Below are 24,032 nucleotides of genomic sequence, written 5' to 3'. Positions count from 1 at the left end.
CCGGGAGCGCCACGCCGGCACCGGGAGGAGCGCCCACCGTGAGCGCAGGAGTGGCGGGGCAGATCGATCCAGGGACGCATCGGGGCACCTCGACGAGACAGATCATGGACAGATAAAATTATAAGTACAATTATTGTACATGAAATATCCGATCCTGCCTCCCCTTCGGACCGCATCACGCAGAAGGCCACCCGGAGGTGGCCTTCTCGTCGTGCTCGCCCGACCGTTCAGGAAGGGTCGGTCTCCCGGGGCTGACGCTTGGCGTTGGCCTCGGTCTCCATCCCGCTCTTGAGCTCGTGGGTCAGGGGGTCGTAGTTGGGTCGCAGCTCGTCCTTGACGGTGCCGCTCCACAGCTTGGAGCCCACGAAGTAGCCGGCGCGACCGATCACATGGGCCGCCACCGGGGCGGTCATCAGGATGAAGACGATGATCGCCAGGGCACGGGCCACCACGTCGACCGCGCCGAAGTGCAGCGCCACGGAGAGCATGATCAGGATCACCCCCAGGGCCGCGGCCTTGGTGGTCGCATGCATGCGGGTCAGCAGGTCGGGCAGGCGCAGGATCCCCAGCGCGGCCAGCAGCATGAACAGCGCCCCCGAGAGGATGAAGGCGCCCTTGATAAACTCAATCATCGCGGGGACCTCCACGTTCCAGGAAGCGGGCGAAGCCGATGGCGGCCAGGAACCCCATCAGGGCGATGACGATGGCGGCATCGAGGAAGCTCGACACCTCCGTCGAGATCGCATGAACCCCCACCAGCCCCACCACGATGCTGGCGAAGAGTTCCAGGGCCACCACCCTGTCGGGCAGGCTGGGGCCCCGCACGACGCGCACGAAGGCCAGGATCAGGGCCAGGCCCATCAGCACCTGGCTGATCAGGATCACGATCTCCACGTCAGCACCTCGTCAGCACGCTCAGCGAAACAGTTCCAGGGCACGGCATTCCATTTCCTTGAGGTTGTGGCGCAGCTCCTCCTCGTCATCGAGGAACATGGCGTGAATGTAGAGCACCTTGCGGTCGTCGGAGACGTCCAGGCTCAGGGTCCCCGGTGTCAGCGATATCAGGTTGGCCACCATGGTGATCTCGAGTTCCGTCCTCGCCTCCAGCGGCATGGCGATCACCCCCGGCCTCATGTGCCAGGGCGGGGTGAGGATGTCGAAGGCCACCTTGAGGTTGGCCATCAGCAGCTCCTTGATGAAGAACCCGAGGAAGCGCAGGATACGCGGCACCCTGGCAGGGTAGCCCTGCAGGGCTTCCACCTGGGGCTCGATCAGCACCAGGGCGATGTAGCCGAAGACCAGGCCCACCACCAGGTTGAGGCCGGTGAAGTCGCCGCTCAGCACCACCCAGGCCAGGGCCAGCAGCAGGTTCCAGATGGCACCGGTCATGGGCTCACCTCCTCGTGCGGCATCTCCAGCAGGGCCTCGGTGGCGTCGGCCCCCTGCCCCAGCACGGCGTCGATGTAGCCCTGCGGGTGCATCAGCTGGTCCCCGATGGTGTTCATCATCACCATCAGCGGCTGGGCGAAGACGCCGATCAGCACCGCCATCGCCGCCAGCGCGCCGACCGGCAGGGTCATCAGCCACAGGCTCGGCCTGACCATGCGGCTGTCGTCACCCACCACGGTCTCCTGCTCGGGCACCAGGTTATCCTCCGGCAGGGCCTTCCAGAACACCTCGTGCCAGATCTTGACCATGGAGTAGAGGGTCATCAGACCCACGGCCAGGGCGATGCCGGTGACCACATAGGCCTCGGCCTCGATGCCGGCCCGCACGATCACGAACTTGGCGAAGAAGCCCGACAGCGGCGGCACCCCGGCCAGCGAGAAGGCCGAGAGGAAGAAGGCCACGGCGAGCCAGGGGCGCTCTTTGTAGAGCCCGCCCATCTTCCTGAGCTGGTAGGTGCCCTGCAGGCGCCGGGTGATGCCGCTGATCAGGAAGAGGTTGGTCTTGACCACGATATTGTGCATCACCGCGAAGATGCCGCCGGCAATGGCCAGTGGCGTGTACAGCGCCAGGCCCAGGATCATGTAGCCGATCTGGCTGACGATGTGGAACGACAGGATCCGTCGGAACTCGTACTGGGCGGCTGCCCCGAGCACCCCGGTGACCATGGTCAGGGCCGCCCCCCAGATCAGCAGGTCCTGAGTGTAGTCCATGGTCTGGTCGAACATCAGGGTGAACACGCGGTACAGCGAATAGACGCCCACCTTGGTCAGCAGGCCGGCGAACAGCGCCGAGACCGCCACCGGCGGGGTATGGTAGGAGGCCGGCAGCCAGAAGAACAGCGGGAAGGCCGCCGCCTTGATGCCGAAGGCGACCATGAACATCACCGCCAGCACCTCCACCATGCCCTGGTGCTCCGCCTCGTGCAGGCGCAGGGCGATATCGGCCATGTTGAGGGTGCCGACCATGCCGTAGAGCAGGCCGATGGCGGTGAGGAAGATCACCGAGGCCAGCAGGTTGAGGGTCACGTACTTGATGGCCCCCTCCATCTGCGCCTTCTCGCCGCCGAGGATCAGCAGCGCGAAGGAGGCCACCAGCATCACCTCGAACCACACATAGAGGTTGAAGATATCGCCGGTGAGGAAGGCGCCGGCCACCCCGGCCAGCAGCAGGTGCATCAGCGGGTAGAAGCCGAACCTCTCGTGGTCCGGCCCGGTGGAGGCCAGCGAGTAGACCGACAGCACCAGGCCGATGAGCGCGGTCAGCACGATCATCACCGCACTGAGCATGTCGGCCACCAGGGAGATGCCGTAGGGCGCCTTCCACCCCCCCATCTGGATCACCACGTAGTCCTCGGCGTGCACCGAGGCCATCAGCCACAGCGCCACCACCAGCAGGGCCAGGTTGCCGGCCACGGCGGTGAAGCGCTGCATGGGCCGGGAGCGCCAGAACAGCAGCGAGATGGCGCCCGACAGAAGCGGGAGGAGGACGGGAAGTGCGACTTCGGGCCTCACGTGTCGGTATCCTTCATCTTGTCCAGGTCATCGGCCTTGACGATCTCGTAGGCGCGGCGAATCAGCACCACGGCGAAGGCCAGCACGCCGAAGGCGATCACGATGGCGGTGAGCACCACCGCCTGGGGCAGCGGGTCGGCCACCTCCCCCACCGGCGCGAGCATGCCCTCGGGAATCAGCGGGGGGGCACCGCGGGTCATCCCCGCCGAGGTGAAGATGAGCAGGTTGGCGGCGTTGGAGAGCAGCATCAGCCCGATCACCAGCTTGACGATGGAGCGACGCAGCATCAGAAAGATCGCCGAGGCATAGAGCAGGCCGATGGCCACGGCCATTACCGGTTCCATAGCGCACCTCCGAGGGTCATGGGGGCATCGACCGGGAGAGCGGTCACGTGTTCAGGGCTCATCCTTGTCCACCTCCATCAGCGTCATGACCATGGTCAGCACCGAGCCCAGCACCGCCAGGTAGACGCCGATGTCGAAGATCAGCGGCGTCGAGGCCTTGAAGTCGATGCCGGGGATCGTCCACCACTGGGCGGTGAGGAAGGGCTGGTCCATGAACCAGGCCGGGAACACCGAGATCATGCCCAGCAGCAGGCCCATGCCGATCAGGTCCCGGGGGTCCACCATGCGCAGCACTTCCTTGGTGGCGCTGACCCCGAAGGCGAACAGGTAGAGGGTGAAGGCACCCGCCGCCACCAGGCCGGCGATGAAGCCGCCCCCCGGCTCGTCATGGCCGCGCAGCAGCAGGAAGATCGAGAAGAGCAGTTGCAGCGGCATCAGCAGCCGCGCGGCGGTGTTGAGGATGATGGTGCCTGACTTAACCATCGGCATTCTCCTTGACCGACGCACTCTTCCTCGGCTTTTCCGGGGCGCGCAGCTTGAGCATGGCGAAGACGCCGATGGCGGCCAGGGCCAGCACGAAGATCTCGCCCAGGGTATCCAGGGCACGATAGTCGACGAGGATGACGTTGACGATATTGCGGCCATGGCCCAGCGGCGCACTGTTCTCGACCATGTAGCCGGAAATCGGCACGAACTGGTCGATGCCCCAGGCGGTGAGCACCAGCAGCGTGATCAGGATCCCCATGCTGCCGGCCACCGCGACATCGCGCACCCGCTCCAGGGGCGTCGACAGGGTGGCGAAGCGCGGCAGGCGGAACAGCACCAGCACCAGCAGGATCACGGTGAGGGTCTCCACCAGCAGCTGGGTGATGCCCAGGTCGGGGGCACTGAACAGGATGAAGGTCAGGGCGATGGAGAAGCCCATGATGCCCACCGACACCACGGCGCCGAGGCGCGAGCGGGAAATGCTGGCGAACAGCGCCCCCATCACCATCATCCCGGCCACGATGGCCTCGTGGAAGCGCACGTCCAGGTGGAAGGCGATCTCGGGAGCATGACGCAGCAGCAGCGAGTTGCCCACCAGCACGATCAGCGTGAGGATCATCACCAGGATGTAGTTGCGCATGTAGCCGTTCTGCAGCACCCGGGTCTGCCATTCGGAGACCACCGTCACCTTGTCCATGAAGGCGTCATAGCCGGCCTCCGGGCCGCGGGAGAGCAACGGGTCGAGGCGGGCCAGGCGCGCCCTCACCCGGTCCCAGCGGCGGAACAGCAGGTAGCCCAGCGCCAGGCTGACCAGCGACATCAGCAGAGGCAGGTTGATGCCATGCCACAGCGACAAGGACACCGAGATCGGCTCGCCCACCACCGCCGAGGCAGCCGCGGCGAGCAGCCGGGTGCCGGCCAGCGCCGGGACCAGGCCCAGCAGCAGCGAGAGGAGCGCCAGCACTGCCGGTCCCAGCAGCATGGAGGCGGGCGCCTCGTGGGCGACCCGCGGCGTCTGGCGGTGCTGGCCGTAGAACGGGCGCAGGGCCACGATGGCGGCCACCGCGATGGTCAGGATCGCCGCGGAGAAGGCGAGCAGCACGATCAGCCAGCGATAGGCACTCGCCTGGAGCACCGACTCGAACATCAGCTCCTTGGCGATGAAGCCGAACAGCGGTGGCACCCCGGCCAGGGACAGGGCGGCGATCAGCGCCACCACCGCGGTGACCGGCATCAGCAGCCGCAGCCCGCCCATGGCGGTGACGTCCTTGGTGCCCGTCTCGTGGTCGAGGATGCCGGCCACCATGAACAACGCCCCCTTGTAGAGGGAGTGGGCCAGCAGGAAGGTGACGAAGGCGATCAGCGCCCCCTCGGTGCCGATGCCCAGCAGCATGGTCAGCGCCCCCAGCGCCATCACCGTGGAGTAGGCCAGCAGCTTCTTGATGTTGGTGTGGCGGATCGCCAGGAAGGCCCCGGTGAACATGGTCAGCGACCCCACCACCGAGAGCGTCACCACCCACAGCTCGGTGCCGCCGAGGCCGGGCTGCAGGCGAGCCAGCAGGTAGATACCCGCCTTGACCATGGTCGCCGAGTGCAGGTAGGCCGACACCGGCGTGGGTGCGGCCATGGCGTTGGGCAGCCAGAAGTGGAAGGGGAACTGGGCCGACTTGGTGAAGGCGCCGAGCAGCAGGCAGACCAGCAGCGGCGTGTAGAGCTCGTGCTCGCGCAGCAGGTCGTCCATGGCGTTGAGCTCGGCCAGCGACCAGCTGCCGCCGGCGATACCCAGCATCACCAGGCCGGCCATCAGCGCCAGGCCACCGGCCACGGTGACGAAGAGCCCCTGGCGGGCCGACTTGCGCGCCTCCAGGTCGGCATGGTTGAAGCCGATCAGCAGGTAGGAGGTGATGCTGGTCAGCTCCCAGAAGACGAACAGGGTGATCAGGCCATCGGCCAGCACCAGGCCCAGCATCGATACCATGAAGGCGAGGATCACCACATGGAAGCGCACCAGGTCCGGGTGCCCCTTCAGGTAACCGCCGGCGTAGATCAGCACGAAGGTACCGATCACCGTGATCAGCAGCGCAAACAGCAGCGACAGGCCATCGATGACGAAGGTCAGGCTCATGCCCAGCGCCGGGACCCACTCGAGGACCAGGGTGAGCACCTCCCCCTCCATCACGGCCGGCAAGCGGCCGAGGAACCACAGCGCCAGGGCCGCCGGATAGGCCGCCAGCACGAAGCTGGTCCGGGCTCCGCACCAGCGATGCAGCAGGGGCGCGAAGGCAGCCAGCACGAAACCCGACAGCACAGCGAGTTGCATCACACGAAGCTCTCCTGGTCTGGATCGTCCACAGGTGGACAGCGGACACATCGGCAAGGACTGATCTGGGTCAGCATTCGCCTAATGAATGATGCGGTGCACCACCCGCCAGTCTTTTTATCAATAGTGAAAGCCTATAGACTCTCGCCGACGAGTGGCAAGAAAGGGCGTTTCCCCACCTTAAACGAAAGGCGGCATCTTATCATTAGTGAATGATTATTCTGCCATTTCTTGAGCGTCCCTTTGTCGCACGCCAGCGCTTCGACGGTGACACGACCGTCGGGGAAAGACCAGCCAGGCGGTGACGCGGCTGCCTGGGCCACAGCGCACCCCATTGTCCCGGTGCCCGGCCTGGCCGATTGCGCTTCCCCGCCACAGCGTGGACGAGCAGACAGATGGCATTGCTGTGGATACCCATCCTCACTCTCCTGGGCACCCTGGTACCGGTATTCACCTCACGCCATGGCCGCGGGATCTGCGTCGCCGCCACACTGGTCGCCCCCCTGCTGGCCCTGGTCCTGATATTTCTGCATGCCCCGGTGGTGATCGGCGGTGAGGTCGTCAGCCAGTCGCTCCCCTGGATACCGCTGCTGGGCCTCGACCTGGCACTGCGAATCGATGGCCTGACCCTGCTGTTCGCGCTGCTGATCCTCGGCATCGGCAGCCTGATACTCCTCTATGCCGGGTACTATCTCTCGCCTGACGAGGATGACGGGCGCTTCCTGGCCTACATGATGCTGTTCATGAGCGCCATGCTCGGCATCGTCATGGCCGACAACCTGCTGCTGCTGTGGCTGTTCTGGGAACTCACCAGCATCTCCTCCTTCCTGCTGATCGGCTTCTGGGGACATCGCAGCGACGCCCGCCGCGGTGCGCGCATGGCGCTGGCCGTGACCGGCGCCGGCGGCCTGGCCCTGCTCGCCGGCCTGCTGCTGATCGGCCAGGTGGTGGGCAGCTTCGCCCTGGCCGAGGTGCTGGCCGCCGGCGATGCGATCCGCGCCTCGGATCTCTACCCGCTGATCCTGGCCCTGGTGCTGTTCGGTGCCTTCACCAAGTCGGCCCAGTTCCCCTTCCACTTCTGGCTGCCCCACGCCATGGCGGCCCCGACCCCGGTCTCGGCCTTCCTGCATTCGGCCACCATGGTCAAGGCCGGGGTCTTCCTGCTGGCCCGCTTCAACCCGGCGCTGGGTGACACCGTCCCGTGGGCCGTCTCCCTGTCACTGGTGGGCCTGGCCACCCTGCTCTATGCCGCCTGGTTCGCCCTGCTCGAGCGCGACCTCAAGGGAATCCTGGCCTTCTCCACGATCAGCCATCTCGGCCTGATCACCCTGCTGCTGGGCCTGGGCAGCCCGCTGGCCCTCGTTGCCGCCGTATTCCATATCCTCAACCACGCCACCTTCAAGGCGGCGCTGTTCATGAGCGTGGGCATCATCGACCACGAGACCGGCACCCGGGACATCGACCGCCTCGGCGCCCTGTGGTCGATGATGCCGCTCACCGGCACCCTGACGATACTCGCCGGGGCCGCCATGGCCGGCTTCCCGCCCTTCAATGGTTTCCTCTCCAAGGAGATGCTGTTCGAGCAGAGCCTGATCAACAACCTGCTCGGCGCACTGAGCGGCATCATCCCGCTGCTGGTAGTGGTGGGTGCCATGCTCTCGGTGGCCTACTCGCTGCGCCTGATCTGGAGCCTGTTCTTCGCCGCCCCCAAGCTCACCCGGGAGCAGAAGGCCCAGCCACCCCTGAAGGCCCATGACCCGCCCAGGGGCATGCTCGCACCGGGCCTGTTCCTGGCCGCCATGAGCCTGCTGGTCGGCCTCTTCCCGATGACGCTGGCCGCCCCGCTGGTCAACGCCGCCAGCCTGGCGGTGCAGGGCGAGACCTCCCCCCTGTTCACCCTGGCACTGTGGCACGGCCTCAACCTGCCGCTGGCAATGAGCGCAGTCGCGGTGGCGGGCGGGGTCCTGGTGCTGCGCCACCACAGGCGCTTCGCCGGCATCGCCGCCCTCTTCCCGACCCGTGATGCGGGGCTGATGTTCGAGGCCGTCGTGCAGCGTGTCATCAAGGCGGCCTTGTGGCTGACCCTGCGCCTGGAGAACGGCTCGCTGCAGCGCTACCAGGCGCTGCTGATCCTCTGTGCCCTGGCCATGGCGAGCATCGGCCTGACCCGGCTCGACGCCCTCACCGGCGAACGCGGCCTGCAACCCCTGGACGGCATGCTGGTGCTGGGGGCCGGGCTGATCGTCTTCGGGGCCATCGGCAGCGCGCTGAGCCACCGCTGGCGGCTGGTGTCGCTGTTGATGCTCTCGGTGGTGGGCCTGACCGTCTCCTTGACCTTTGTACGCTTCTCCGCCCCCGACCTGGCGCTGACCCAGCTCTCGGTGGAGGTGGTGTCGATGATCCTGCTGATCCTGGCGCTGTTCTTCCTGCCCCAGCGTCCTCCGCTGATGGTGTCCAGCAGACGCATCCTGCGTGACCTGCTGCTGGCCGCCTCCCTGGGGCTGGTGGTGGCGATGCTCAACTATGCGCTGCTGACCCGCGAGACCCTGACCATTGCCGATTTCTTCCTGCGCGAGAGCCTGCCCGGTGGCGGCGGCACCAACGTGGTCAACGTCATCCTGGTGGACTTCCGTGGCTTCGATACCCTGGGCGAGATCACCGTGCTGACGCTGGCCGGCCTGGCCACCTTCAAGCTGCTCAACCGCCTCAAGCTGTTCATGCCGGCGGGCAACCTCGAGGGTATCCGCTGGTCGCGCCACCGCTATCCGATGATCCTCGCCGTGGTGGCGCAGATCCTGTTGCCGCTGGCGCTGCTCGTCTCGGTCTACGTCTTCCTGCGCGGCCACAACCAGCCCGGGGGAGGCTTCATCGCCGGGCTGATCACCGCCGTGGCGCTGATCCTGCAGTACATGGCCAGGGGCCATGACTGGACCCGTGAACGCCTGCCGATCTCCTATCCGGTGGTGGCCGTGTCGGGGCTGGCCATCGCCACGGCCACCGGCATGGGCAGCTGGCTGTTCGGCTACCCCTTCCTGACCTCGGCCTTCGGCCATTTCGACATCCCGCTGATCGGCGAGATCGAGCTGGCCTCGGCGATGCTCTTCGATGTCGGGGTCTACCTGGCCGTGGTCGGCGCCACCCTGATGATCCTGATCAACCTGGGCCGGGTGACCACCATTCACCGCCCAAGCCTGGAGGAACGCTGATGGAAGCCCTCTTCTCGCTGGTCGTCGGCGTATTGACCGCCAGTGGCATCTACCTGCTGCTGCGCGGCCGCACCTTCCCGGTGATCGTCGGCCTGACGCTGCTCTCCTATGCCGTCAACCTCTTCCTGTTCTCCACCGGCGGCCTGAACACCGATGCCGCCGCGGTGATCGGCGAGTCACTCACGCCCTCCGACCCGTTGCCCCAGGCACTGGTCCTCACCGCCATCGTCATCGGTTTCGCCATGACCGCCTTCGTGGTGATCCTGGCCATTCGCGCCCGCAGCGAGCTGGGCAGTGACCACGTCGATGGCCAGCAGGGCGAAGCGGGAGACAGCCGATGAGCCAGCACCTGCTCGTCTTGCCGATCCTGCTGCCGCTGATCGGCGCCATGGGCCTGCTGCTGTCCGGCAGGGCCAGCGACGATACCCAGCGCCGCGCCAGCGTGATGCTGACCGCCACCCTGGTGGCGCTCAGCGCCTGGCTGCTGACGCGGGCGGGCAGCGGCGAGCTGACCTTCTATGCCCTGGGCAACTGGCAGGCCCCCTTCGGTATCGTGCTGATGCTCGACCGCCTCTCGGCGATGATGCTGACCCTGACCTCGGTGCTGGCACTGGGCTGCGTGCTGTTCGCCTGCGCCGGCGACGACGCCCGCGGCAGCCACTTCCACGGCCTCTTCCAGCTGCAGCTGATGGGCCTCAATGGCGCCTTCCTCACCGGGGACCTGTTCAATCTCTTCGTCTTCTTCGAGATCCTGCTGCTGGCCTCCTATGCGCTGCTGATGCATGGCGGCGGCAAGGCACGGGTCGGCGCCGGCCTGCACTACGTGATCCTCAACCTGGCCGGCTCGGCACTGTTCCTGGTGGCGCTGGGGGTGCTCTACGGTGCCACCGGCACCCTCAACATGGCCGACATGGCCCGTCGCATCGCCGCCATGTCCGGTGACGAGGTGGCGCTGGTCACCGCCGGCGCCCTGCTGCTGGTCGTGGTCTTCAGCCTCAAGGCGGCACTGCTGCCGCTCTACTTCTGGCTGCCGCGCACCTACTCGTCGGCCCCCGCCCCGGTGGCGGCCCTGTTCGCCATCATGACCAAGGTCGGGCTCTATGCCATCCTGCGGGTACAGTCGCTGATCTTCGCCGACAGCCCGGCCGCCGAGCCGATCGCCGCCTGGCTCTGGTGGTCGGGCCTCGCCACCATCCTGCTGGCCGGGGTCGGCGTGCTGGCCGCCCGCGACCTGCGCCCCCTGGTCGCCTACCTGGTGCTGGTCTCGGTGGGCACCCTGCTGGCCGGCACCGCCCTCGCCACACCGGAAGTCACCACCGCCCTGCTCTACTACCTGCCCCATACCACCCTGATCTGCGGCGCCCTCTACCTGATCGCCGAGTTGATCGGCCAGCAGCGGGGCAAGGCCGGGACCCGCCTGGTGCGCGCCCGCCGCCTGCACCAGCGCCACCTGCTGGGCGGCCTGTTCCTGATCGCCGCCGTGGCGGTGGCCGGCCTGCCGCCCCTGGCCGGGGCGCTGGGCAAGCTCCTGCTGATGCAGGCCGTCGAGGGCAGTGCCCGGGCATGGCTCTGGCCGCTGCTGCTGCTGGCGGGGCTCTGCGCACTGATCGCCATGTCGCGAGCCGGCTCGGTGTTCTTCTGGGCCAGCTACAAGGGCGAGGTGGCCGCCGGCCGTGTCAGCCGTGCCCAGCTCGCCGGGGTGCTCTGGCTGCTGGCCAGTGCCCCGCTGCTGGTGGGCTTCGGCGGTCCGGTGAGCGACTACACCCGCGCCACCGCGGCCCAGCTCGCCGACCCGGCCGCCCCGGTGGCCCAGCTGTTCGGTGACGAGGCCGTACGCCACATGGCGCAGTTCCAGCAGCTGGAGGAAGACGCCCGATGAGCACGCTCTCCCGCCTGGTGCCCACCCCCACCCTGTCGCTGGTATTGCTGACGGTCTGGCTGCTGATGGTGCGCAGCATCGAACCGGGGCAGCTGCTGCTCGGCACCCTCCTCGCCGTGGGCATCCCGCTGTTGACCCGCGGCTTCTGGGAGCCACTGCCGCGTGTGAGGCACCCCATCAAGCTGGTGCGCTTCGTGCTGCTGGTGCTGTGGGATATCGTCAAGGCCAATATCCATGTCAGCCTGCTGATCCTCACGCCCCGCCGCGAGCCACACCCCGGCTTCATCGAGTACCCGCTGGAGGTCAAGGACAGGCTGACCATCACCCTGCTGGCCAACACCATCACCATGACCCCCGGCACCGTCTCCACCAATCTGCGCCTGGACGGCTCCTCGCTGCTGATCCATGTGCTGGACATGCACGACGAGCAGGCCATCATCCGCGAGATCCGCGACCACTACGAGCGGCCGCTCAAGGAGATCTTCGAATGCTAGACACCGCACTGCTGATCAGCCTGATGCTGATCGTGCTGGCCATGGCGATGAACATCTACCGCCTGGCGATCGGTCCTGACATTCCCGACCGCCTGCTCGCCCTGGACACCCTCTACGTGAACTCCATCGCGCTGATCGTGCTGCTCGGGCTGTGGCTCAACACCAAGACCTACTTCGAGGCGGCGATGCTGATCGCCATGCTCGGCTTCGTCAGCACCATGGCCATCTGCCGTTACCTGCTGCGCGGCGATATCATCGAGTGAGGAGCCCGACATGACGTTCTACGTTATCGCCGAGGGCGTGATCGCCTTCCTGCTGGTGGCCGGCGGCATCTTCGCCTTCACCGGTTCGCTGGGCATGCTGCAGTTCAAGGACTTCTTCATGCGCCTCCACGGCCCCACCAAGGGCACCACCCTGGGCATCGGCTGCGTGCTGATCGCCTCGATGCTCTACTTCACCATCACCCTGCGCGAGTTCCACGTCCAGGAGCTGCTGATCACCCTGTTCCTGTTCATCTCGGCCCCGGTGACCGGCCACATGCTGGCCAAGACCGGCCTGCACATGCACCTGCGCTTCATCACCGGCACCCGGGGCTCCACCCCGGAGTTCCGTGACGAGGATGTCGGCCAGAGCCGGGTAGCGCGCCCCGCCAAGGCCCGCCACCCCTGGAGGACGCGCCGCCAGCGCAAGCGCCCCAGGCTGCCGAGCTGAGCCCGGCGATCACCGGGCCGGGCACCACCCCGAGAGCTCGTTGCGGATCACCGCCAGCAAGGCGGCGATATGGTCGTCGCGGTCGTTGAGGCAGGGAATGTAGGTGAAGGTCTCGCCGCCGGCCTCGAGGTAGGCCTCGCGGATCTCCTCTTCGATCTCCTCCAGGGTCTCCACGCAGTCCGAGGCAAAGGCCGGCGAGATCACCGCGATGTGCTTCTTCCCCTGGCGGGCCAGTTCGGCGACATGCTCCACGGTGGCCGGCCCCACCCACTCCTCGGGCCCGAACTTGGACTGGAAGGCCGTCTGCACCTCGTCCGGAGCCCAGCCCAGCGCCTCCCTCAGCAGTCGCGTGGTCTTCTGGCACTGGCAGTGATAGGGGTCGCCCTCCATCAAGAAGCGCTTGGGCACGCCGTGGTAGGAGGCCACCAGCACCTCCGGGGGCGTGTCCGCCGTATCGCAGGCCTCGCGCACCGAGCTGGCCAGGGCGGCGATGTAGTCGGGATGGTCGAAGTAGGACGGCACCGTGCGCACGGCGGGCTGCCACTTGAGCTTCATCAGGGTGCGGAAGGCCTGGTCGTTGGCCGTGGCGGTGGTCGGCGAGGCGTACTGGGGGTAGAGCGGGAAGAACAGGATCCGCTCGCACCCCGCCGCCTGCATGCCGCGCAGCACGCTGTCGGTGGAAGGGTTGCCATAGCGCATGCAGAAGTCCACCACCACCTGGTCGCCGTAAAGCGCATGGAGCCCCTCGGCCACCTTGCGGGTCTGCTCCCGGGTGATGGTCAACAGCGGGCTCTCGTCCTTCTCGGTGTTCCAGATACCGCGATAGGCCGCGCCGGACTTGAAGGGCCGCCGGGAGAGGATGATCAGCTGCAGCAGCGGCTGCCACTTCCAGCTCGGGTAGTCGACCACCCGCTTGTCGGAGAGGAACTCGCTCAGGTAGCGTCGCATCGACCAGTAATCGGTGGCATCCGGCGTGCCCAGGTTGGCCAGCAGCACGCCCACCTTCGGCCTGGCCACCGGGGGATGGTCGGCCGGCGCATGGGCCAGGCGCCCGCTGCCGGGCGTATCCAGGTCGGTCGGTTGCGGCTCCACGTTGGGTGAGGTCATTGCGCGAGGCTCCTCCGGGTCGATGACGGGCAATGGATCGACAGTCTATCAGGAGTCTCGCCGGGAAGCCGGATTAAGTTGTACTATCAGGATAATTTGTACAACTTGAGGCGAACCATGACCACTCCCCTCGTGCTGGTACTCGGCGACCAGCTCAGCCACGACCTGGCCAGCCTCGCCGACCTTCCCGACGGCAGCATGGTGGCCCTCTGCGAGGTGGCCGCCGAGGGTCGCTACGTGCCCCACCACCCCCAGAAGATCGCCATGATGCTGTCGGCCATGCGCCACTTCGCCGAGGAACGGCGCGAGCGAGGCCTGCGTGTCCACTACAGCGCCCTGGATGATCCCGACAACACCCAGGCGCTGATCCCCGAGGCCGAGCGCCTGGCAGGCCGACGAGGAGAGGGCCCGCCATCTGGCCGGGTATCGACAGGAGAACAGCGCATGAACCGACGTGACACCCTGGGCGCCAGGGCGCCCGTGACCCTCTACCACGACGGCCACTGCCCCCTCTGCCGGCGGGAAGTGGCCTGGCTGTCACGCCATCCGCGCCGTGAGCGGGTCGTGCTGGTGGATATCCAGGCGCCCGGCTTCGATGCCGAGGCGCTGGGGAAGACCTTCGAGGGGATGATGGGCCGGCTGCACCTGAGCGACGCCGATGGGCGCTGGTTCATCGGCATGGACGCCAGCCGCGCGCTCTATGCCGTGCTCGGCCATCGTCGGCTGGTGTGGCTGAGCTGCCTGCCGGGGATCGCGCCGCTGATGGATGCGGGCTATGGATGGTTCGCCCGCCGCCGGCTGCGCCTGGGGCGCTGGCTCGAGAGGCGGCGGAAGGGATGAGGGACGAGGGCGCCGCTTCAGAACACCAGCGGCATGCGCGAGGTCAGCGGGTCCTGATAGTGGGCCTCGCGGCCGATCACCTCGTCATGGGGCACCTGCTGAACCAGGTAGGCGCGGTGAATGCCGGCCCGCTTGAGCTCCAGGTAGACATCCTCGAGGTTGCGGAACAGCACCGGCTTGCCGGAACGGGTCAGCATATGGCGGCCCCCCTCCACGTCCTCCAGTTCCACCTGGTAGACATGGCTGCCGGCGTGGCCGATCACGCGGATCTCGAAGTTGTCACGGCTGGCCACGAAGGCCTTGAGGTCGTTGAAATCCATGGTTCCCTCCAGGGTCACAGGCGACGTGCTCGGACGTCGCATCACGGTGACGGATACAGGATACGAACAGGGCACAGCATGGCTGCGCCCGATGACGGTGTCGCGTACCCGACGTTATCGTACTGTGACCCTGACCGATGCGTCAGGTTCCGGACTCACTGGTAATCGGCGGGATCGATGGCCTTGCCCAGGGAATTGCGGTCGACCCAGTTACCGGCCTTGGTCTCCTTGTAGCGGAACACCACCCGGTCACCGACCTGCACCGGCAACTCGGCATCCTCGGTCTGGTAGCTGTAGCTCTCGCCGTCCACCACGAGGTGGTAACGGTAGAGGTCCGGCATGCCCAGCCACTCCTTGAAGGGGCCTTCGCGCTCCAGGGCCTGGAGCTCGCCGCGGGCCTCGAGTTTCGGGGTACGACGGCGATTGCCGCGTCGGAATCCGCCTGCCATGCTGCCTCCTTCCTGTGGGTCAAGCTGCTGTGTCGGGGGGGTGGGCATTATACGGGGCCGGCGGCCGGACTCAAGGGCGCGCCTACTCGCCGAAGCCGCCGCCGTAGCTGTCCGGCGCCAGGTCCTCGAAGCGCGTGTACTTGCCGATGAAGGCCATGTGCACGGTGCCGATGGGACCGTTACGCTGCTTGCCGATGATCAGCTCGGCCAGCCCCTGGTTGTCCGGGTTATCCGGATTGTAGACCTCGTCGCGATAGACGAAGGCGATCACGTCGGCATCCTGCTCGATGGCGCCGGACTCGCGCAGGTCAGACATCACCGGGCGCTTGTTGGGGCGCTGCTCCAGGGAGCGGTTGAGCTGGGAAAGACAGATCACCGGACAGCCGAACTCCTTGGCCAGCCCCTTCATCGAGCGCGAGATCTCGGAGATCTCGCCGGTGCGGTTCTCCGAGAACCCCGGAATCTGCATCAGCTGCAGGTAGTCGATCATGATCAGGCCGACGTTGCCGTGCTCGCGGACCAGCCGCCGGACCCGCGAGCGCATCTCGTTGGGCGACAGCGCCGCGGTGTCGTCGATGAACAGCTGCTTGTCCTTGAGCAGGTTGACCGCCGAGGTGAGACGCGGCCAGTCCTCGTCCTCCAGCTGGCCGGTACGCACCCGGGTCTGGTCGATGCGCCCCAGCGAGGAGAGCATGCGCAGCATCAGCGCATCGGCGGGCATCTCCATGGAGAAGACGATCACCGGCTTGTCACTGGCGATCACCGCATGCTCCACCAGGTTCATGGCGAAGGTGGTCTTGCCCATGGAGGGGCGCCCGGCAATGATCACCAGGTCCGAGGGCTGCAGGCCGGAGGTCATCTCGTCCAGGTCGCGGAAGCCGGTGGAGAGACCGGTGAACTCCCCCTGCATGTTGAACAGCTCGTCGATGCGGTCCACCGCCTTGGCCAGCAGCTCGCTCATGCCGATGGGGCCGCCCGACTTGGGGCGCTCCTCGCTGATCTGGAAGACCAGCCGCTCGGCCTCGTCGACCAGCTCGTCGGCCGGCCGCCCCTGGGGGCTGAAGGCGCCGTCGGCGATCTGGCTGGCGGCGCGGATCAACTTGCGCAGCGTGGCCCGCTCGCGAACGATATCGGCGTAGGCGCGGATGTTGCTCGCCGAGGGGGTGTTGCGGGCCAGCTCGGCCAGGTAGGCCAGCCCGCCCACGGTATCGAGCTGGTCGCGCCCCTCCAGCGCCTCGGAGAGCGTCACCACGTCCAGTGGACGCGCCCCCTCGGCGAGCCCCGCCATGACGTTGAAGATCAGGCGGTGCTCGTAGCGGTAGAAGTCATCCGATACCAGGCGGTCGGCAACGTTGTCCCAGGCGGCGTTGTCGAGCATCAGGCCACCGAGCACCGACTGCTCGGCCTCCAGGGAGTGGGGTGGCACCTTGAGGGCGGCGGTTTCCTTGTCGAGCTCGAGGGTGTCGGTCATCACTTGGCAACCTGCAGGGGAACGGGCGAAGCCATTCTACCCGAAGGGCGGGGTCCACCCCACTCCCGCAGGTCGGCAAAAGCCCGCGCCCGTGATCGGGCGCGGGAAAGGATCGAAACAGCAGGCCCGGCAGCGGCCCGGCAGGCGCCGGGCCGGTGCCGTCAGAACCAGACTTCGGTCTGGACGCCGAAACTCCACTGCCCGCCCATGAAGCCATCGCTGCCGAAGGAGCTGGCGCCATAGTCGTTGAGCTCGTCCGACCAGTCCGTATAGGAGGCGAAGAGGCGGACCTCGGGGCGCTGCCAGAAGCCGCCGACCTGGGGCTTGAAGGTGGGCGCCACGGTCAGCTTGCCGAAGTCACCGCTGACGGCATTGCGGCCGTCGAAGCCCTGGGGGTCGAGGTCCATGAACTGGTAGCTGGCCTCGTACTGCATCTCGAAGTTCCGGGTCAGCTCGTTGGCCAGGCGCACGTTGAGGCCGGCCCACTTGTAGTCGTCGCCGGCGACGTAGCGGTCCTTGCTCGCCTCGGCGAGGATCGAGGGCGCCACGCGCCAGCTGGGTGCCAGGTAGGTGGTGCCGTAGATACCGAGGCGGGTCGCCTGGGCGTCCTCGGTGAGGCTGCCGTCGGCACCCAGCACCTTGGCCTCGGCACCCAGGCCCTGGCCGTGGATCAGTGCCGCCTTGAAGTTGCCCTCACCCAGGCCGAAGAAGCTGTCGCCGTGGTAGGCCACCATGGTATGGAAGCCGCTGTCGGCGGCACTGTCGCCGCTCTCGAGCGCACGCTCGTCGTTGTCGGCGGCGGAGAGGCCGCTGACCATGAACTGCCAGTTGCCGACGTAGTTGTTCGAGGTGAGGATCAGGCTGTCGGTACTGCCCGGGTCCTCGCTGCCGACGATGTCGAAGTCGCTGAAGCTGCGGCCGTAGAGCGACAGGTTGGAGGTCCAGTTATCGGCCAGCTGCATGTCGTAGATGCCCGCGCCGGTACCGGCCAGGAAGGTGAAGTCGCTGTCGATCCAGTGGATGTCGAAGTTGTCGCGATCGAAGCGCTTGCCGGCCCAGATCGAGGCGTTCTCGAAGGCCCCGGTGAAGCTCGGCAGGTCGCTGAACTCGGCATAGACCTGGCGCACGTTGAGGTTCGACTCGTCGGCGGTCCAGTCGTTGCTGGTACTGACGGAGTCGGCCAGCATCATCCGGTAGTGGGCCCGGGCGCCGTTGTCGTAGCGCATCCGGTAGTTGAAGATGCCCTCGACATAGGTGTCCCCCTCGTTGCCCAGGCGTCCCACGGCGCCGCCCAGCGAGCCGGCGGGAGTGACGTAGGGGCCGCCGGAAATACTCTTGCCATCCTCGCCCAGCAGCAGCCCCGAGCGGGCATAAGCGTTGAAGGAGAAGCCCTCCTCGCCGCTGGCCTGGCGCTCGACCCTGGCGAGGCGCGCCTCGACCTCGTCGGCGGACAGCCGCCCCTCGGCCTGGGCCTCGGCCAGTTCCGCTCGCTGTTCGGCGTTATCGGCGCGCCGCTCGGCGGCGGCAATGCGGGTTTCCAGCTCGGCCAGACGCTCCTCCAGGCCGAGGTGGGTGTCGGCGCCGGCGACTCCAGTCATGCCGAGGCTGGCCACGGCGACGGCGGCGACGAGGGGGGATCTGAGCATGGCAGTCTTCATCGAAGCGAATCCTTTTATGGTTGTTTTCGCAGGGAAAGGGGGGGAGCCGGAAACTGTATCGTTTAAGTTTCCTGGCGGCACACACCACCCGCAACCCTCTCGACCGACCCGTCGCTCCGGGACGTGCGACAGGCCATGACGCAAACTTAATCGTTTAAGTCCGATGATGCAAAAAAGAAAATGTAATATTACTACCAATGTCTAACTGGCCGGCCAGGCTCGTGGTTGCCCCCTCCGGACCGCGAGTCCAGCGCCGCGCCCATCAAAAAGGGGCGCGAGGAAGATTCCCTCGCGCCCCCGGGGGTGCTGGTGATGGAGGCAGGCTTACTCGGCCACGACCACCACGCGCACGGTGGCGTCGACTTCGGCATGCAGGTGCAGATCGATGTCGTACTCGCCGGTGGCGCGGATCGGGCCTTCCGGCATGCGGACTTCGCTCTTGGCGACGTCGATGCCGGCGGAGGCGATGGCCTCGGCCAGATCACGCGGGCCGATGGAGCCGAACAGCTTGCCCTCGTCACCGGCCTTGGCCACCAGCGACAGCTCGATCTCGCCCAGCTGGGCGGCGCGAGCCTCGGCGACGGCCTTGCGCTCGGCGGCCTGGGCCTCGAGCTCGGAACGCTGGGCCTCGAAGGCCGCCACGTTGTCCCTGGTGGCCGGCACGGCCAGGCCGTAGGGCACCAGGTAGTTGCGGCCATAACCGGGCTTGACGGTGACCTTGTCACCCAGACCGCCCAGCTTGCCAATCTTGTCGAGCAGAATGACTTCCATCTCGTTAACCTCTTGTCAGTCGCTTCTGGCCAGTCGTGCGCGGAAATCCGCGAACGTATCGATGAAGGCCAGCAGCAGCACGATGAGAATCATGGGCCAGGTAGTGATCAGCAGCACATAGAAGGCTACCAGCCACAGCCCGTTCATTCCCTTCAATCCGATGAAACCGTGAACCAGCGCGATGCCTGTCACCAGCAGCGGCACCCAGGCCAGCAGGCCCAGCGCCGGGATTCCCAGCACCATGCCCACCACCCCGAGCACCACCAGTATGGCGAGCTCCCGGGTCGCCAGGCGCAGGCCGTGGAACTCCTCGCGAAAACCGCCGGGGTTGTAGAGCCCCGCCTGCCAGCCGCGTGCCAGCGCCAGGCATGCCACGGCCGCCAGCAGCACGACCAGGCCGGTGACACCGCTGATCAGCAGTGCCGCCAGCTGGTCGGTGTCGAACCCCTGGGCGGCGAGTTCGCGAAGCAGGCCATCGACCTCGGCCGAGCCCTGGCGCAGTTGTTCCAGCATGGGGCCGGCCCCGCCGGGCGGCAGGAAGACGCCCAGCTGGATCATGGCCGCCCCGGCCAGCACGCCAGCGATCAATGCCTCGCTCCAGCGCATGCGGGAGCGCAGCACCACCGCCATCAGGGTGACCAGCAGGATGCTGGCCAGCGGAATGGCGTCACCCTGGGTCCACCACCAGCCGGCCGGAACCGCGGCGGCGACGATCACCGGCATGGCCGGAGCCAGGCCGCGCCGCAGGGTGACCAGTGCCGCGATGGCGGCCCCCAGCCAGAACAGCCAGGGGATGAATGACGCCAGGGCCGCCCCGCCAACGGCATGGGGTGTGCCCCGCATCATCCAGCGGGCGATCGGCAGCATCACGTCGCGTTCTTACTGGTGGCTGTCGGTGTAGGGCAGCAGCGCCAGGTAGCGGGCCCGCTTGATGGCGGTGGACAGCTGGCGCTGGTAACGGGCCTTGGTCCCGGTGATACGGCTGGGAACGATCTTGCCGGTCTCGGTGATATAGGCCTTGAGCGTGTCCAGGTCCTTGTAATCGATCTGCTTCACGCCTTCAGCGGTGAAACGGCAGAACTTGCGGCGACGGAAAAAGCGTGCCATGGAAAGACTCCTTCAAACGTGCGATGGGTGGGCTCAGGCGGTTTCGGCGCTGCGCGGCTTTTCGTCGCGACGGGCACGCTTCTCTTCCGCCGGCTTCATCATCGGCGAAGCCTCGGTGACAGCTTCCTTGCAACGCACCACCAGGCTGCGAATGATGGCGTCGTTGAAGCGGAAGATGTTCTCGATCTCATCGAGGGTCTCGCCCGCGCACTCGACGTTCATCAGCACGTAGTGAGCCTTGTGGATCTTGTTGATCGGGTAGGCCAGGTGGCGGCGGCCCCAATCCTCGAGGCGATGCACGGTACCACCGTTCTCGGTGACGAGGCTGGTGTAGCGCTCGACCATCGCCGGTACCTGCTCGCTCTGGTCCGGGTGGACCATGAACACGATTTCGTAGTGACGCATGGGATCTCCTTGCGGTTTGGCAGCTTCCGCGGGAGGCCTGAGCTCCGGGGAAGCAAGGAGTGATTGTCAAAGACTCTTGACCACACAGGGTATCGACTGCAACAGCCGATGCCCGCTCGACGGACGAACGGGCGCGGACATGTTATAGATTAGCAGCGCACCTGGCAAGCGCCTCAGCCGCGGCGCTGCCGCACCGCCTCGAACAGGCAGATGCCGGTCGCCACCGAGACATTGAGGCTGGAGACGCTGCCGGCCATGGGCAGCTTGACCAGCTGGTCGCAGGCCTCGCGGGTCAGGCGGCGCATGCCCTTGCCCTCGGCGCCCATGACCAGTGCCGTGGGGCCGGTGAGGTCGGCCTCGTAGAGCATCGCCTCGGCCTCGCCGGCGGTACCGGTGATCCAGACACCGAGCGCCTTGAGCCTGGCCATGGCGCGGGCCAGGTTGGTGACCTGGTAGACGGGCATGCTCTCGGCGGCCCCGCAGGCCACCTTGCGCACCGTGGCATTGAGGGGCGCGGCCTTGTCCCGGGGCACGATCACCCCGTGGGCGCCGGCGGCATCGGCGGAGCGCAGGCAGGCGCCGAAGTTGTGCACGTCGGTGACCCCGTCGAGCACCAGCAGCAGCGGCGGCGAGGCGTCACCGGGCCAGGCCTCGAGCTTCAGCCACAGCGATGCCTCACCCTCGGGCGAGAGCGGCGGGCAGAAGGCGACGACCCCCTGATGGGCCGCCCCCTGGGCCAGCCGGTCAAGCTCGTCGCGGGGCAGCACCTGAACACGGGCACCGCCCCGGCGCGCCGCCTCGACCAGCTCGGCCAGGCGCTGGCCGGCGTCCCCCTCCTGGACCCACAGCGTCCGCGGCATCTCGCCACGGTCCATCAGGGCGCGCACTGCATGCACGCCGAACACGGCCTCGAGACCACCCGGCACCGACGGGGAGCGGCGAGCCGCCCCCCGCTTCATGTCACGATGCCGCCCCTTGCGTCCCGTCGTCATCGGCTGCGGGCACGGGGCTTGCGCGACCCGCGGCGACGCCTGCTGCCCTTGCCCCCCTTGTCATCCTTGCCGGCACCGGCGACCTCCGGGGAGGCGGAGGCACCCTCGCCGGCAGCGCGGCGCTTGCGGGGCTGGCGCTTCGGGCGCGGCTTGTCGTCGGCCAGTTCGAAATCGATCTTGCGGTCATTGAGGTCGACGCGGGCCACCTGGACGGTGACGCCATCCCCCAGCCGGTAGCTCATGCCCGAGCGCTCGCCCTTGAGGCGGTGCTTCTCCGGCTCGTAGTGGTAGTAGTCGGAGGGCAGCGAGGTGACATGCACCAGCCCTTCCACATAGACCTCGTCGAGGCGCACGAAGATGCCGAACTGGGTCACCGAGGCGATGGAGCCGTCATAGACCTCGCCCAGCTTGTCGGACATGAACTCGCACTTGAGCCAGTCCTCCACGTCGCGGGTGGCGTCGTCGGCACGCCGCTCGGTCATCGAGCAGTGCTCGCCGAGCTCGAGCATCTGCTCGAAGGTGTAGGGGCACCACTTGCTGGGCGGCTCCACCTTGGCGTCGTCGGCGCGCAGCACGGTATTGGTCTTGCGCGGTCCGCGAATCACCGAGCGGATGGCGCGGTGCACCAGCAGGTCCGGATAGCGGCGGATCGGCGAGGTGAAGTGGGCGTAGGCCGGATAGGCCAGGCCGAAGTGGCCCTCGTTATGGGGCGAGTAGACTGCCTGGCTCATGGAGCGCAGCATCACCGTCTGGATGACGTCGGCGTCCGGACGGTCGCGGATCACCTCGGCCAGTTCCTGGTAGTGCTGGGGGGTGGGCTCGTCTCCGCCGCCCACCGACAGGCCCAGTTCGGCCAGGAACAGCCGCAGCTTGTCCAGCCGCTCCGGCGAGGGTCGCTCGTGGATCCGGTAGAGCGCCGGCAGGTCGTGCTTGTCGAGGAAGCGAGCCGTGGCGACGTTGGCCGCCAGCATGCACTCCTCGATGATCTTGTGGGCATCGTTGCGGCTGCGCGGGACGATCTGCTCGATCTTGCGCTCGTCGTTGAAGACGATGGCGGTCTCGGTGGTCTCGAAGTCGATGGCGCCACGCGCCTCCCGAGCCTCGCGCAGCACCCGATAGAGGGCATGCAGGTTCTTCAACGAGGGCACCAGCTCGCGATGCTCCTCGCGCAGCGCATCGCCGGCCGGGTCGTCCTCGTCGAGGATCGCCGCCACCTTGTTGTAGGTGAGGCGCGCATGGGACTGGAACACCGCCTCGTAGAAGCGGTAGCGGCTGATGGCGCCACTCTGGGAGATGTTCATCTCGCAGACCAGGGCCAGCCGGTCGACGGCCGGGTTCAGGGAGCAGAGCCCGTTGGAGAGCAGCTCCGGCAGCATCGGCACCACCTGCCCGGGGAAGTAGACCGAGTTGCCGCGGCGGATCGCCTCCTGGTCCAGGGCACTGCCCGGCCGCACGTAGTGGGAGACGTCGGCGATGGCCACCAGCAGCTTCCAGCTGCCGGACCGGGTCTTCCAGGCACAGACCGCATCGTCGAAGTCCTTGGCGCTCTCGTCGTCGATGGTCACCAGCGGCACGTCGCGCAGGTCGATGCGACGGTGCTTGTCGTCCTCGGCCACCGCGGCGGACATGCCGGCGATCTGGTCGTGGACCTCCGGCGGAAACTCGGCGGGGATCTCGTAGCTGCGGATGGCGATATCGATCTCCATCCCGGGATCCATGCGTTCGCCCAGCACCTCGACCACCTCGCCCACCGGCTGTACCCGGGTCTCGGGCTGCTGGACGATCTTCGCCGAGATCACCTGGCCATCCTTCGCCCCGCCGCAGGCGCTGTGCGGGATGATCACCTCCTGGGTGATGCGCGGATTCTCGGGGATCAGCACCCCGAACTCGGGGGTGTTCTCGCGGTAGACGCCGACGATGGTCTGGGTGTTGTGGGAGAGCACCTCGGCGATGGTCGCCTCGTCACGACCTCGGCGGTCGCGGCCGCTGATGCGCGCCAGCACGTAGTCGCCGTGGAAGACGCGCCGCATCTGTCGCGGCGGCAGCACCAGGTCCGGCTTCTTGCCGTCCTCGCGCAGCAGGAAGCCGAAGCCGTCGCGATGGCCCAGCACCTTGCCCTTGACCAGGTCGAGCTTGTCGATCAGCGCATAGGCACTCCGGCGGTTACGCAGCACCTGGCCGTCGCGCTCCATGGCCGCCAGCCGTCGCCGCACGGCCTCCTGCAGCTCCTCGTCCTCCAGGCCCAGCATTCGGCTCATGGCCTCGTGGGTGATCGGCTTGCCGGCCTCCTCCAGCCGGGCCAGCAGATACTCTCGACTGGGAGCGGGGTTGTCGTACTTGTGGGCCTCGCGGCTGGCGTGGGGGTCGTCGCTGAGCGTCCAGTGGGTCATGCGAAGGGCATCCTTGACAGCATCGGGAGCAGCGTCCTCGTGAAGGCACTTGAGCAGCGCCGCGGGCGTGGGGTCTTGCTGGTGAGGTCTATTGTCATGGCCGCAGTATAGCGCCGGCAGCG

Annotated in this window: 25 protein-coding genes; 7 read left to right on the top strand and 18 right to left on the bottom strand. The window is 67.1% G+C overall.

Features of this window, described 5'->3' with window-relative positions; genetic code table 11:
• Positions 1–227: 227 nt before the first annotated feature.
• From mnhG to ACOMD9_RS12795, 7 genes are read right to left on the bottom strand one after another with little or no spacing between them, the layout of a single operon-like run.
• Complete coding sequence (gene mnhG / locus ACOMD9_RS12825; protein ID WP_421415470.1) at positions 228–632, bottom strand: monovalent cation/H(+) antiporter subunit G; 405 nt, start codon at positions 630–632, stop codon at positions 228–230.
• Positions 625–894: an MrpF/PhaF family protein gene (locus ACOMD9_RS12820; protein WP_421415467.1), complete on the bottom strand. Its 270-nt coding sequence runs from the start codon at positions 892–894 to the stop codon at positions 625–627. Before ACOMD9_RS12820 ends, mnhG begins: the two co-directional genes overlap by 8 nt.
• Positions 895–915: 21 nt before the next feature.
• Positions 916–1,389: a Na+/H+ antiporter subunit E gene (locus tag ACOMD9_RS12815; RefSeq protein ID WP_421415464.1), complete on the bottom strand. Its 474-nt coding sequence runs from the start codon at positions 1,387–1,389 to the stop codon at positions 916–918.
• Positions 1,386–2,960, bottom strand: a complete 1,575-nt coding sequence (locus tag ACOMD9_RS12810) for a Na+/H+ antiporter subunit D (RefSeq protein WP_421415462.1) — start codon at positions 2,958–2,960, stop codon at positions 1,386–1,388. The genes ACOMD9_RS12815 and ACOMD9_RS12810 overlap by 4 nt, the downstream gene beginning before the upstream one ends.
• The gene (locus tag ACOMD9_RS12805) at positions 2,957–3,304 is read right to left on the bottom strand and encodes a Na+/H+ antiporter subunit C (RefSeq protein WP_421415460.1); all 348 of its coding nucleotides are present in this window, start codon (positions 3,302–3,304) and stop codon (positions 2,957–2,959) included. The genes ACOMD9_RS12810 and ACOMD9_RS12805 overlap by 4 nt, the downstream gene beginning before the upstream one ends.
• A gap of 51 nt (positions 3,305–3,355) precedes the next feature.
• Positions 3,356–3,787 (bottom strand): Na+/H+ antiporter subunit B, encoded by a 432-nt coding sequence (locus tag ACOMD9_RS12800; protein ID WP_421415458.1) that lies wholly within the window; start codon positions 3,785–3,787, stop codon positions 3,356–3,358.
• Positions 3,780–6,110 (bottom strand): putative monovalent cation/H+ antiporter subunit A, encoded by a 2,331-nt coding sequence (locus tag ACOMD9_RS12795; protein ID WP_421415557.1) that lies wholly within the window; start codon positions 6,108–6,110, stop codon positions 3,780–3,782. Before ACOMD9_RS12795 ends, ACOMD9_RS12800 begins: the two co-directional genes overlap by 8 nt.
• Before the next feature lie 395 nt (positions 6,111–6,505).
• Here ACOMD9_RS12795 and ACOMD9_RS12790 point away from each other — a divergent pair, with 395 nt between their 5' ends.
• From ACOMD9_RS12790 to ACOMD9_RS12765, 6 genes are read left to right on the top strand one after another with little or no spacing between them, the layout of a single operon-like run.
• The gene (locus ACOMD9_RS12790) at positions 6,506–9,316 is read left to right on the top strand and encodes a monovalent cation/H+ antiporter subunit A (RefSeq protein ID WP_421415455.1); all 2,811 of its coding nucleotides are present in this window, start codon (positions 6,506–6,508) and stop codon (positions 9,314–9,316) included.
• The gene (locus ACOMD9_RS12785; RefSeq protein WP_421415453.1) at positions 9,316–9,657 is read left to right on the top strand and encodes a Na+/H+ antiporter subunit C; all 342 of its coding nucleotides are present in this window, start codon (positions 9,316–9,318) and stop codon (positions 9,655–9,657) included. The genes ACOMD9_RS12790 and ACOMD9_RS12785 overlap by 1 nt, the downstream gene beginning before the upstream one ends.
• The gene (locus tag ACOMD9_RS12780) at positions 9,654–11,195 is read left to right on the top strand and encodes a monovalent cation/H+ antiporter subunit D (RefSeq protein ID WP_421415450.1); all 1,542 of its coding nucleotides are present in this window, start codon (positions 9,654–9,656) and stop codon (positions 11,193–11,195) included. The genes ACOMD9_RS12785 and ACOMD9_RS12780 overlap by 4 nt, the downstream gene beginning before the upstream one ends.
• Complete coding sequence (locus ACOMD9_RS12775) at positions 11,192–11,689, top strand: Na+/H+ antiporter subunit E (RefSeq protein WP_421415448.1); 498 nt, start codon at positions 11,192–11,194, stop codon at positions 11,687–11,689. Before ACOMD9_RS12780 ends, ACOMD9_RS12775 begins: the two co-directional genes overlap by 4 nt.
• The gene (locus ACOMD9_RS12770; protein WP_421415446.1) at positions 11,683–11,952 is read left to right on the top strand and encodes a K+/H+ antiporter subunit F; all 270 of its coding nucleotides are present in this window, start codon (positions 11,683–11,685) and stop codon (positions 11,950–11,952) included. Before ACOMD9_RS12775 ends, ACOMD9_RS12770 begins: the two co-directional genes overlap by 7 nt.
• Before the next feature lie 10 nt (positions 11,953–11,962).
• On the top strand, positions 11,963–12,400 hold the full coding sequence (locus tag ACOMD9_RS12765; protein ID WP_421415443.1) for a Na+/H+ antiporter subunit G: 438 nt from the start codon (positions 11,963–11,965) through the stop codon (positions 12,398–12,400).
• A gap of 9 nt (positions 12,401–12,409) precedes the next feature.
• Here the strand turns inward: ACOMD9_RS12765 and hemH are convergent, their stop codons facing one another.
• Entirely contained in the window at positions 12,410–13,507 is a 1,098-nt protein-coding gene (gene hemH, locus ACOMD9_RS12760) for a ferrochelatase (RefSeq protein ID WP_421415441.1), read from the bottom strand.
• Positions 13,508–13,624: 117 nt separating this feature from the next.
• On the opposite strand from hemH, the gene ACOMD9_RS12755 reads away from it, so the two are divergent.
• Complete coding sequence (locus ACOMD9_RS12755; RefSeq protein WP_421415438.1) at positions 13,625–14,347, top strand: thiol-disulfide oxidoreductase DCC family protein; 723 nt, start codon at positions 13,625–13,627, stop codon at positions 14,345–14,347.
• A gap of 17 nt (positions 14,348–14,364) precedes the next feature.
• Here ACOMD9_RS12755 and ACOMD9_RS12750 read toward each other — a convergent pair whose 3' ends face one another.
• The 10 genes from ACOMD9_RS12750 to rnr all read right to left on the bottom strand — a co-directional run bounded on the left by ACOMD9_RS12750 (position 14,365) and on the right by rnr (position 23,910).
• Positions 14,365–14,667 (bottom strand): DUF6482 family protein, encoded by a 303-nt coding sequence (locus tag ACOMD9_RS12750; RefSeq protein WP_421415436.1) that lies wholly within the window; start codon positions 14,665–14,667, stop codon positions 14,365–14,367.
• Between the two features lie 155 nt (positions 14,668–14,822).
• Positions 14,823–15,116, bottom strand: a complete 294-nt coding sequence (locus ACOMD9_RS12745) for a hypothetical protein (RefSeq protein WP_421415434.1) — start codon at positions 15,114–15,116, stop codon at positions 14,823–14,825.
• Positions 15,117–15,198: 82 nt separating this feature from the next.
• The gene (gene dnaB, locus ACOMD9_RS12740; protein ID WP_421415432.1) at positions 15,199–16,587 is read right to left on the bottom strand and encodes a replicative DNA helicase; all 1,389 of its coding nucleotides are present in this window, start codon (positions 16,585–16,587) and stop codon (positions 15,199–15,201) included.
• Positions 16,588–16,748: 161 nt separating this feature from the next.
• Positions 16,749–18,245, bottom strand: a complete 1,497-nt coding sequence (locus ACOMD9_RS12735; RefSeq protein WP_421415430.1) for a carbohydrate porin — start codon at positions 18,243–18,245, stop codon at positions 16,749–16,751.
• Between the two features lie 324 nt (positions 18,246–18,569).
• Positions 18,570–19,016: a 50S ribosomal protein L9 gene (rplI, locus tag ACOMD9_RS12730; RefSeq protein ID WP_421415427.1), complete on the bottom strand. Its 447-nt coding sequence runs from the start codon at positions 19,014–19,016 to the stop codon at positions 18,570–18,572.
• A gap of 15 nt (positions 19,017–19,031) precedes the next feature.
• The gene (locus tag ACOMD9_RS12725) at positions 19,032–19,883 is read right to left on the bottom strand and encodes a YybS family protein (protein WP_421415555.1); all 852 of its coding nucleotides are present in this window, start codon (positions 19,881–19,883) and stop codon (positions 19,032–19,034) included.
• Positions 19,884–19,895: 12 nt separating this feature from the next.
• Positions 19,896–20,123: a 30S ribosomal protein S18 gene (gene rpsR, locus ACOMD9_RS12720; protein WP_016853668.1), complete on the bottom strand. Its 228-nt coding sequence runs from the start codon at positions 20,121–20,123 to the stop codon at positions 19,896–19,898.
• Positions 20,124–20,156: 33 nt separating this feature from the next.
• On the bottom strand, positions 20,157–20,528 hold the full coding sequence (gene rpsF, locus ACOMD9_RS12715; RefSeq protein WP_421415424.1) for a 30S ribosomal protein S6: 372 nt from the start codon (positions 20,526–20,528) through the stop codon (positions 20,157–20,159).
• Between the two features lie 173 nt (positions 20,529–20,701).
• Positions 20,702–21,487 (bottom strand): 23S rRNA (guanosine(2251)-2'-O)-methyltransferase RlmB, encoded by a 786-nt coding sequence (rlmB, locus tag ACOMD9_RS12710; protein ID WP_421415554.1) that lies wholly within the window; start codon positions 21,485–21,487, stop codon positions 20,702–20,704.
• Positions 21,488–21,516: 29 nt separating this feature from the next.
• Entirely contained in the window at positions 21,517–23,910 is a 2,394-nt protein-coding gene (rnr, locus tag ACOMD9_RS12705) for a ribonuclease R (RefSeq protein ID WP_421415423.1), read from the bottom strand.
• Between the last annotated feature and the right edge of the window lie 122 nt (positions 23,911–24,032).

This window comes from Halomonas terrestris (assembly GCF_049166755.1).
In the GTDB taxonomy this organism is placed as follows: Bacteria; Pseudomonadota; Gammaproteobacteria; order Pseudomonadales; family Halomonadaceae; genus Halomonas.
This window is presented reverse-complemented; position numbering and strand designations above follow the sequence as displayed.

What these genes read in the sequence shown, in the direction of transcription:
- mnhG (WP_421415470.1), bottom strand. Translation starts at nt 632, where the DNA reads ATGATTGAGTTTATCAAGGGCGCCTTCATCCTCTCGGGGGCGCTGTTC.
- ACOMD9_RS12815 (WP_421415464.1), bottom strand. Translation starts at nt 1,389, where the DNA reads ATGACCGGTGCCATCTGGAACCTGCTGCTGGCCCTGGCCTGGGTGGTG.
- ACOMD9_RS12805 (WP_421415460.1), bottom strand. Translation starts at nt 3,304, where the DNA reads ATGGAACCGGTAATGGCCGTGGCCATCGGCCTGCTCTATGCCTCGGCG.
- ACOMD9_RS12800 (WP_421415458.1), bottom strand. Translation starts at nt 3,787, where the DNA reads ATGGTTAAGTCAGGCACCATCATCCTCAACACCGCCGCGCGGCTGCTG.
- ACOMD9_RS12795 (WP_421415557.1), bottom strand. Translation starts at nt 6,110, where the DNA reads ATGCAACTCGCTGTGCTGTCGGGTTTCGTGCTGGCTGCCTTCGCGCCC.
- ACOMD9_RS12790 (WP_421415455.1), top strand. Translation starts at nt 6,506, where the DNA reads ATGGCATTGCTGTGGATACCCATCCTCACTCTCCTGGGCACCCTGGTA.
- ACOMD9_RS12785 (WP_421415453.1), top strand. Translation starts at nt 9,316, where the DNA reads ATGGAAGCCCTCTTCTCGCTGGTCGTCGGCGTATTGACCGCCAGTGGC.
- ACOMD9_RS12780 (WP_421415450.1), top strand. Translation starts at nt 9,654, where the DNA reads ATGAGCCAGCACCTGCTCGTCTTGCCGATCCTGCTGCCGCTGATCGGC.
- ACOMD9_RS12775 (WP_421415448.1), top strand. Translation starts at nt 11,192, where the DNA reads ATGAGCACGCTCTCCCGCCTGGTGCCCACCCCCACCCTGTCGCTGGTA.
- ACOMD9_RS12770 (WP_421415446.1), top strand. Translation starts at nt 11,683, where the DNA reads ATGCTAGACACCGCACTGCTGATCAGCCTGATGCTGATCGTGCTGGCC.
- ACOMD9_RS12765 (WP_421415443.1), top strand. Translation starts at nt 11,963, where the DNA reads ATGACGTTCTACGTTATCGCCGAGGGCGTGATCGCCTTCCTGCTGGTG.
- hemH (WP_421415441.1), bottom strand. Translation starts at nt 13,507, where the DNA reads ATGACCTCACCCAACGTGGAGCCGCAACCGACCGACCTGGATACGCCC.
- ACOMD9_RS12755 (WP_421415438.1), top strand. Translation starts at nt 13,625, where the DNA reads ATGACCACTCCCCTCGTGCTGGTACTCGGCGACCAGCTCAGCCACGAC.
- ACOMD9_RS12750 (WP_421415436.1), bottom strand. Translation starts at nt 14,667, where the DNA reads ATGGATTTCAACGACCTCAAGGCCTTCGTGGCCAGCCGTGACAACTTC.
- ACOMD9_RS12745 (WP_421415434.1), bottom strand. Translation starts at nt 15,116, where the DNA reads ATGGCAGGCGGATTCCGACGCGGCAATCGCCGTCGTACCCCGAAACTC.
- dnaB (WP_421415432.1), bottom strand. Translation starts at nt 16,587, where the DNA reads ATGACCGACACCCTCGAGCTCGACAAGGAAACCGCCGCCCTCAAGGTG.
- ACOMD9_RS12735 (WP_421415430.1), bottom strand. Translation starts at nt 18,245, where the DNA reads ATGAAGACTGCCATGCTCAGATCCCCCCTCGTCGCCGCCGTCGCCGTG.
- rplI (WP_421415427.1), bottom strand. Translation starts at nt 19,016, where the DNA reads ATGGAAGTCATTCTGCTCGACAAGATTGGCAAGCTGGGCGGTCTGGGT.
- ACOMD9_RS12725 (WP_421415555.1), bottom strand. Translation starts at nt 19,883, where the DNA reads ATGCTGCCGATCGCCCGCTGGATGATGCGGGGCACACCCCATGCCGTT.
- rpsR (WP_016853668.1), bottom strand. Translation starts at nt 20,123, where the DNA reads ATGGCACGCTTTTTCCGTCGCCGCAAGTTCTGCCGTTTCACCGCTGAA.
- rpsF (WP_421415424.1), bottom strand. Translation starts at nt 20,528, where the DNA reads ATGCGTCACTACGAAATCGTGTTCATGGTCCACCCGGACCAGAGCGAG.
- rlmB (WP_421415554.1), bottom strand. Translation starts at nt 21,487, where the DNA reads ATGAAGCGGGGGGCGGCTCGCCGCTCCCCGTCGGTGCCGGGTGGTCTC.
- rnr (WP_421415423.1), bottom strand. Translation starts at nt 23,910, where the DNA reads ATGACCCACTGGACGCTCAGCGACGACCCCCACGCCAGCCGCGAGGCC.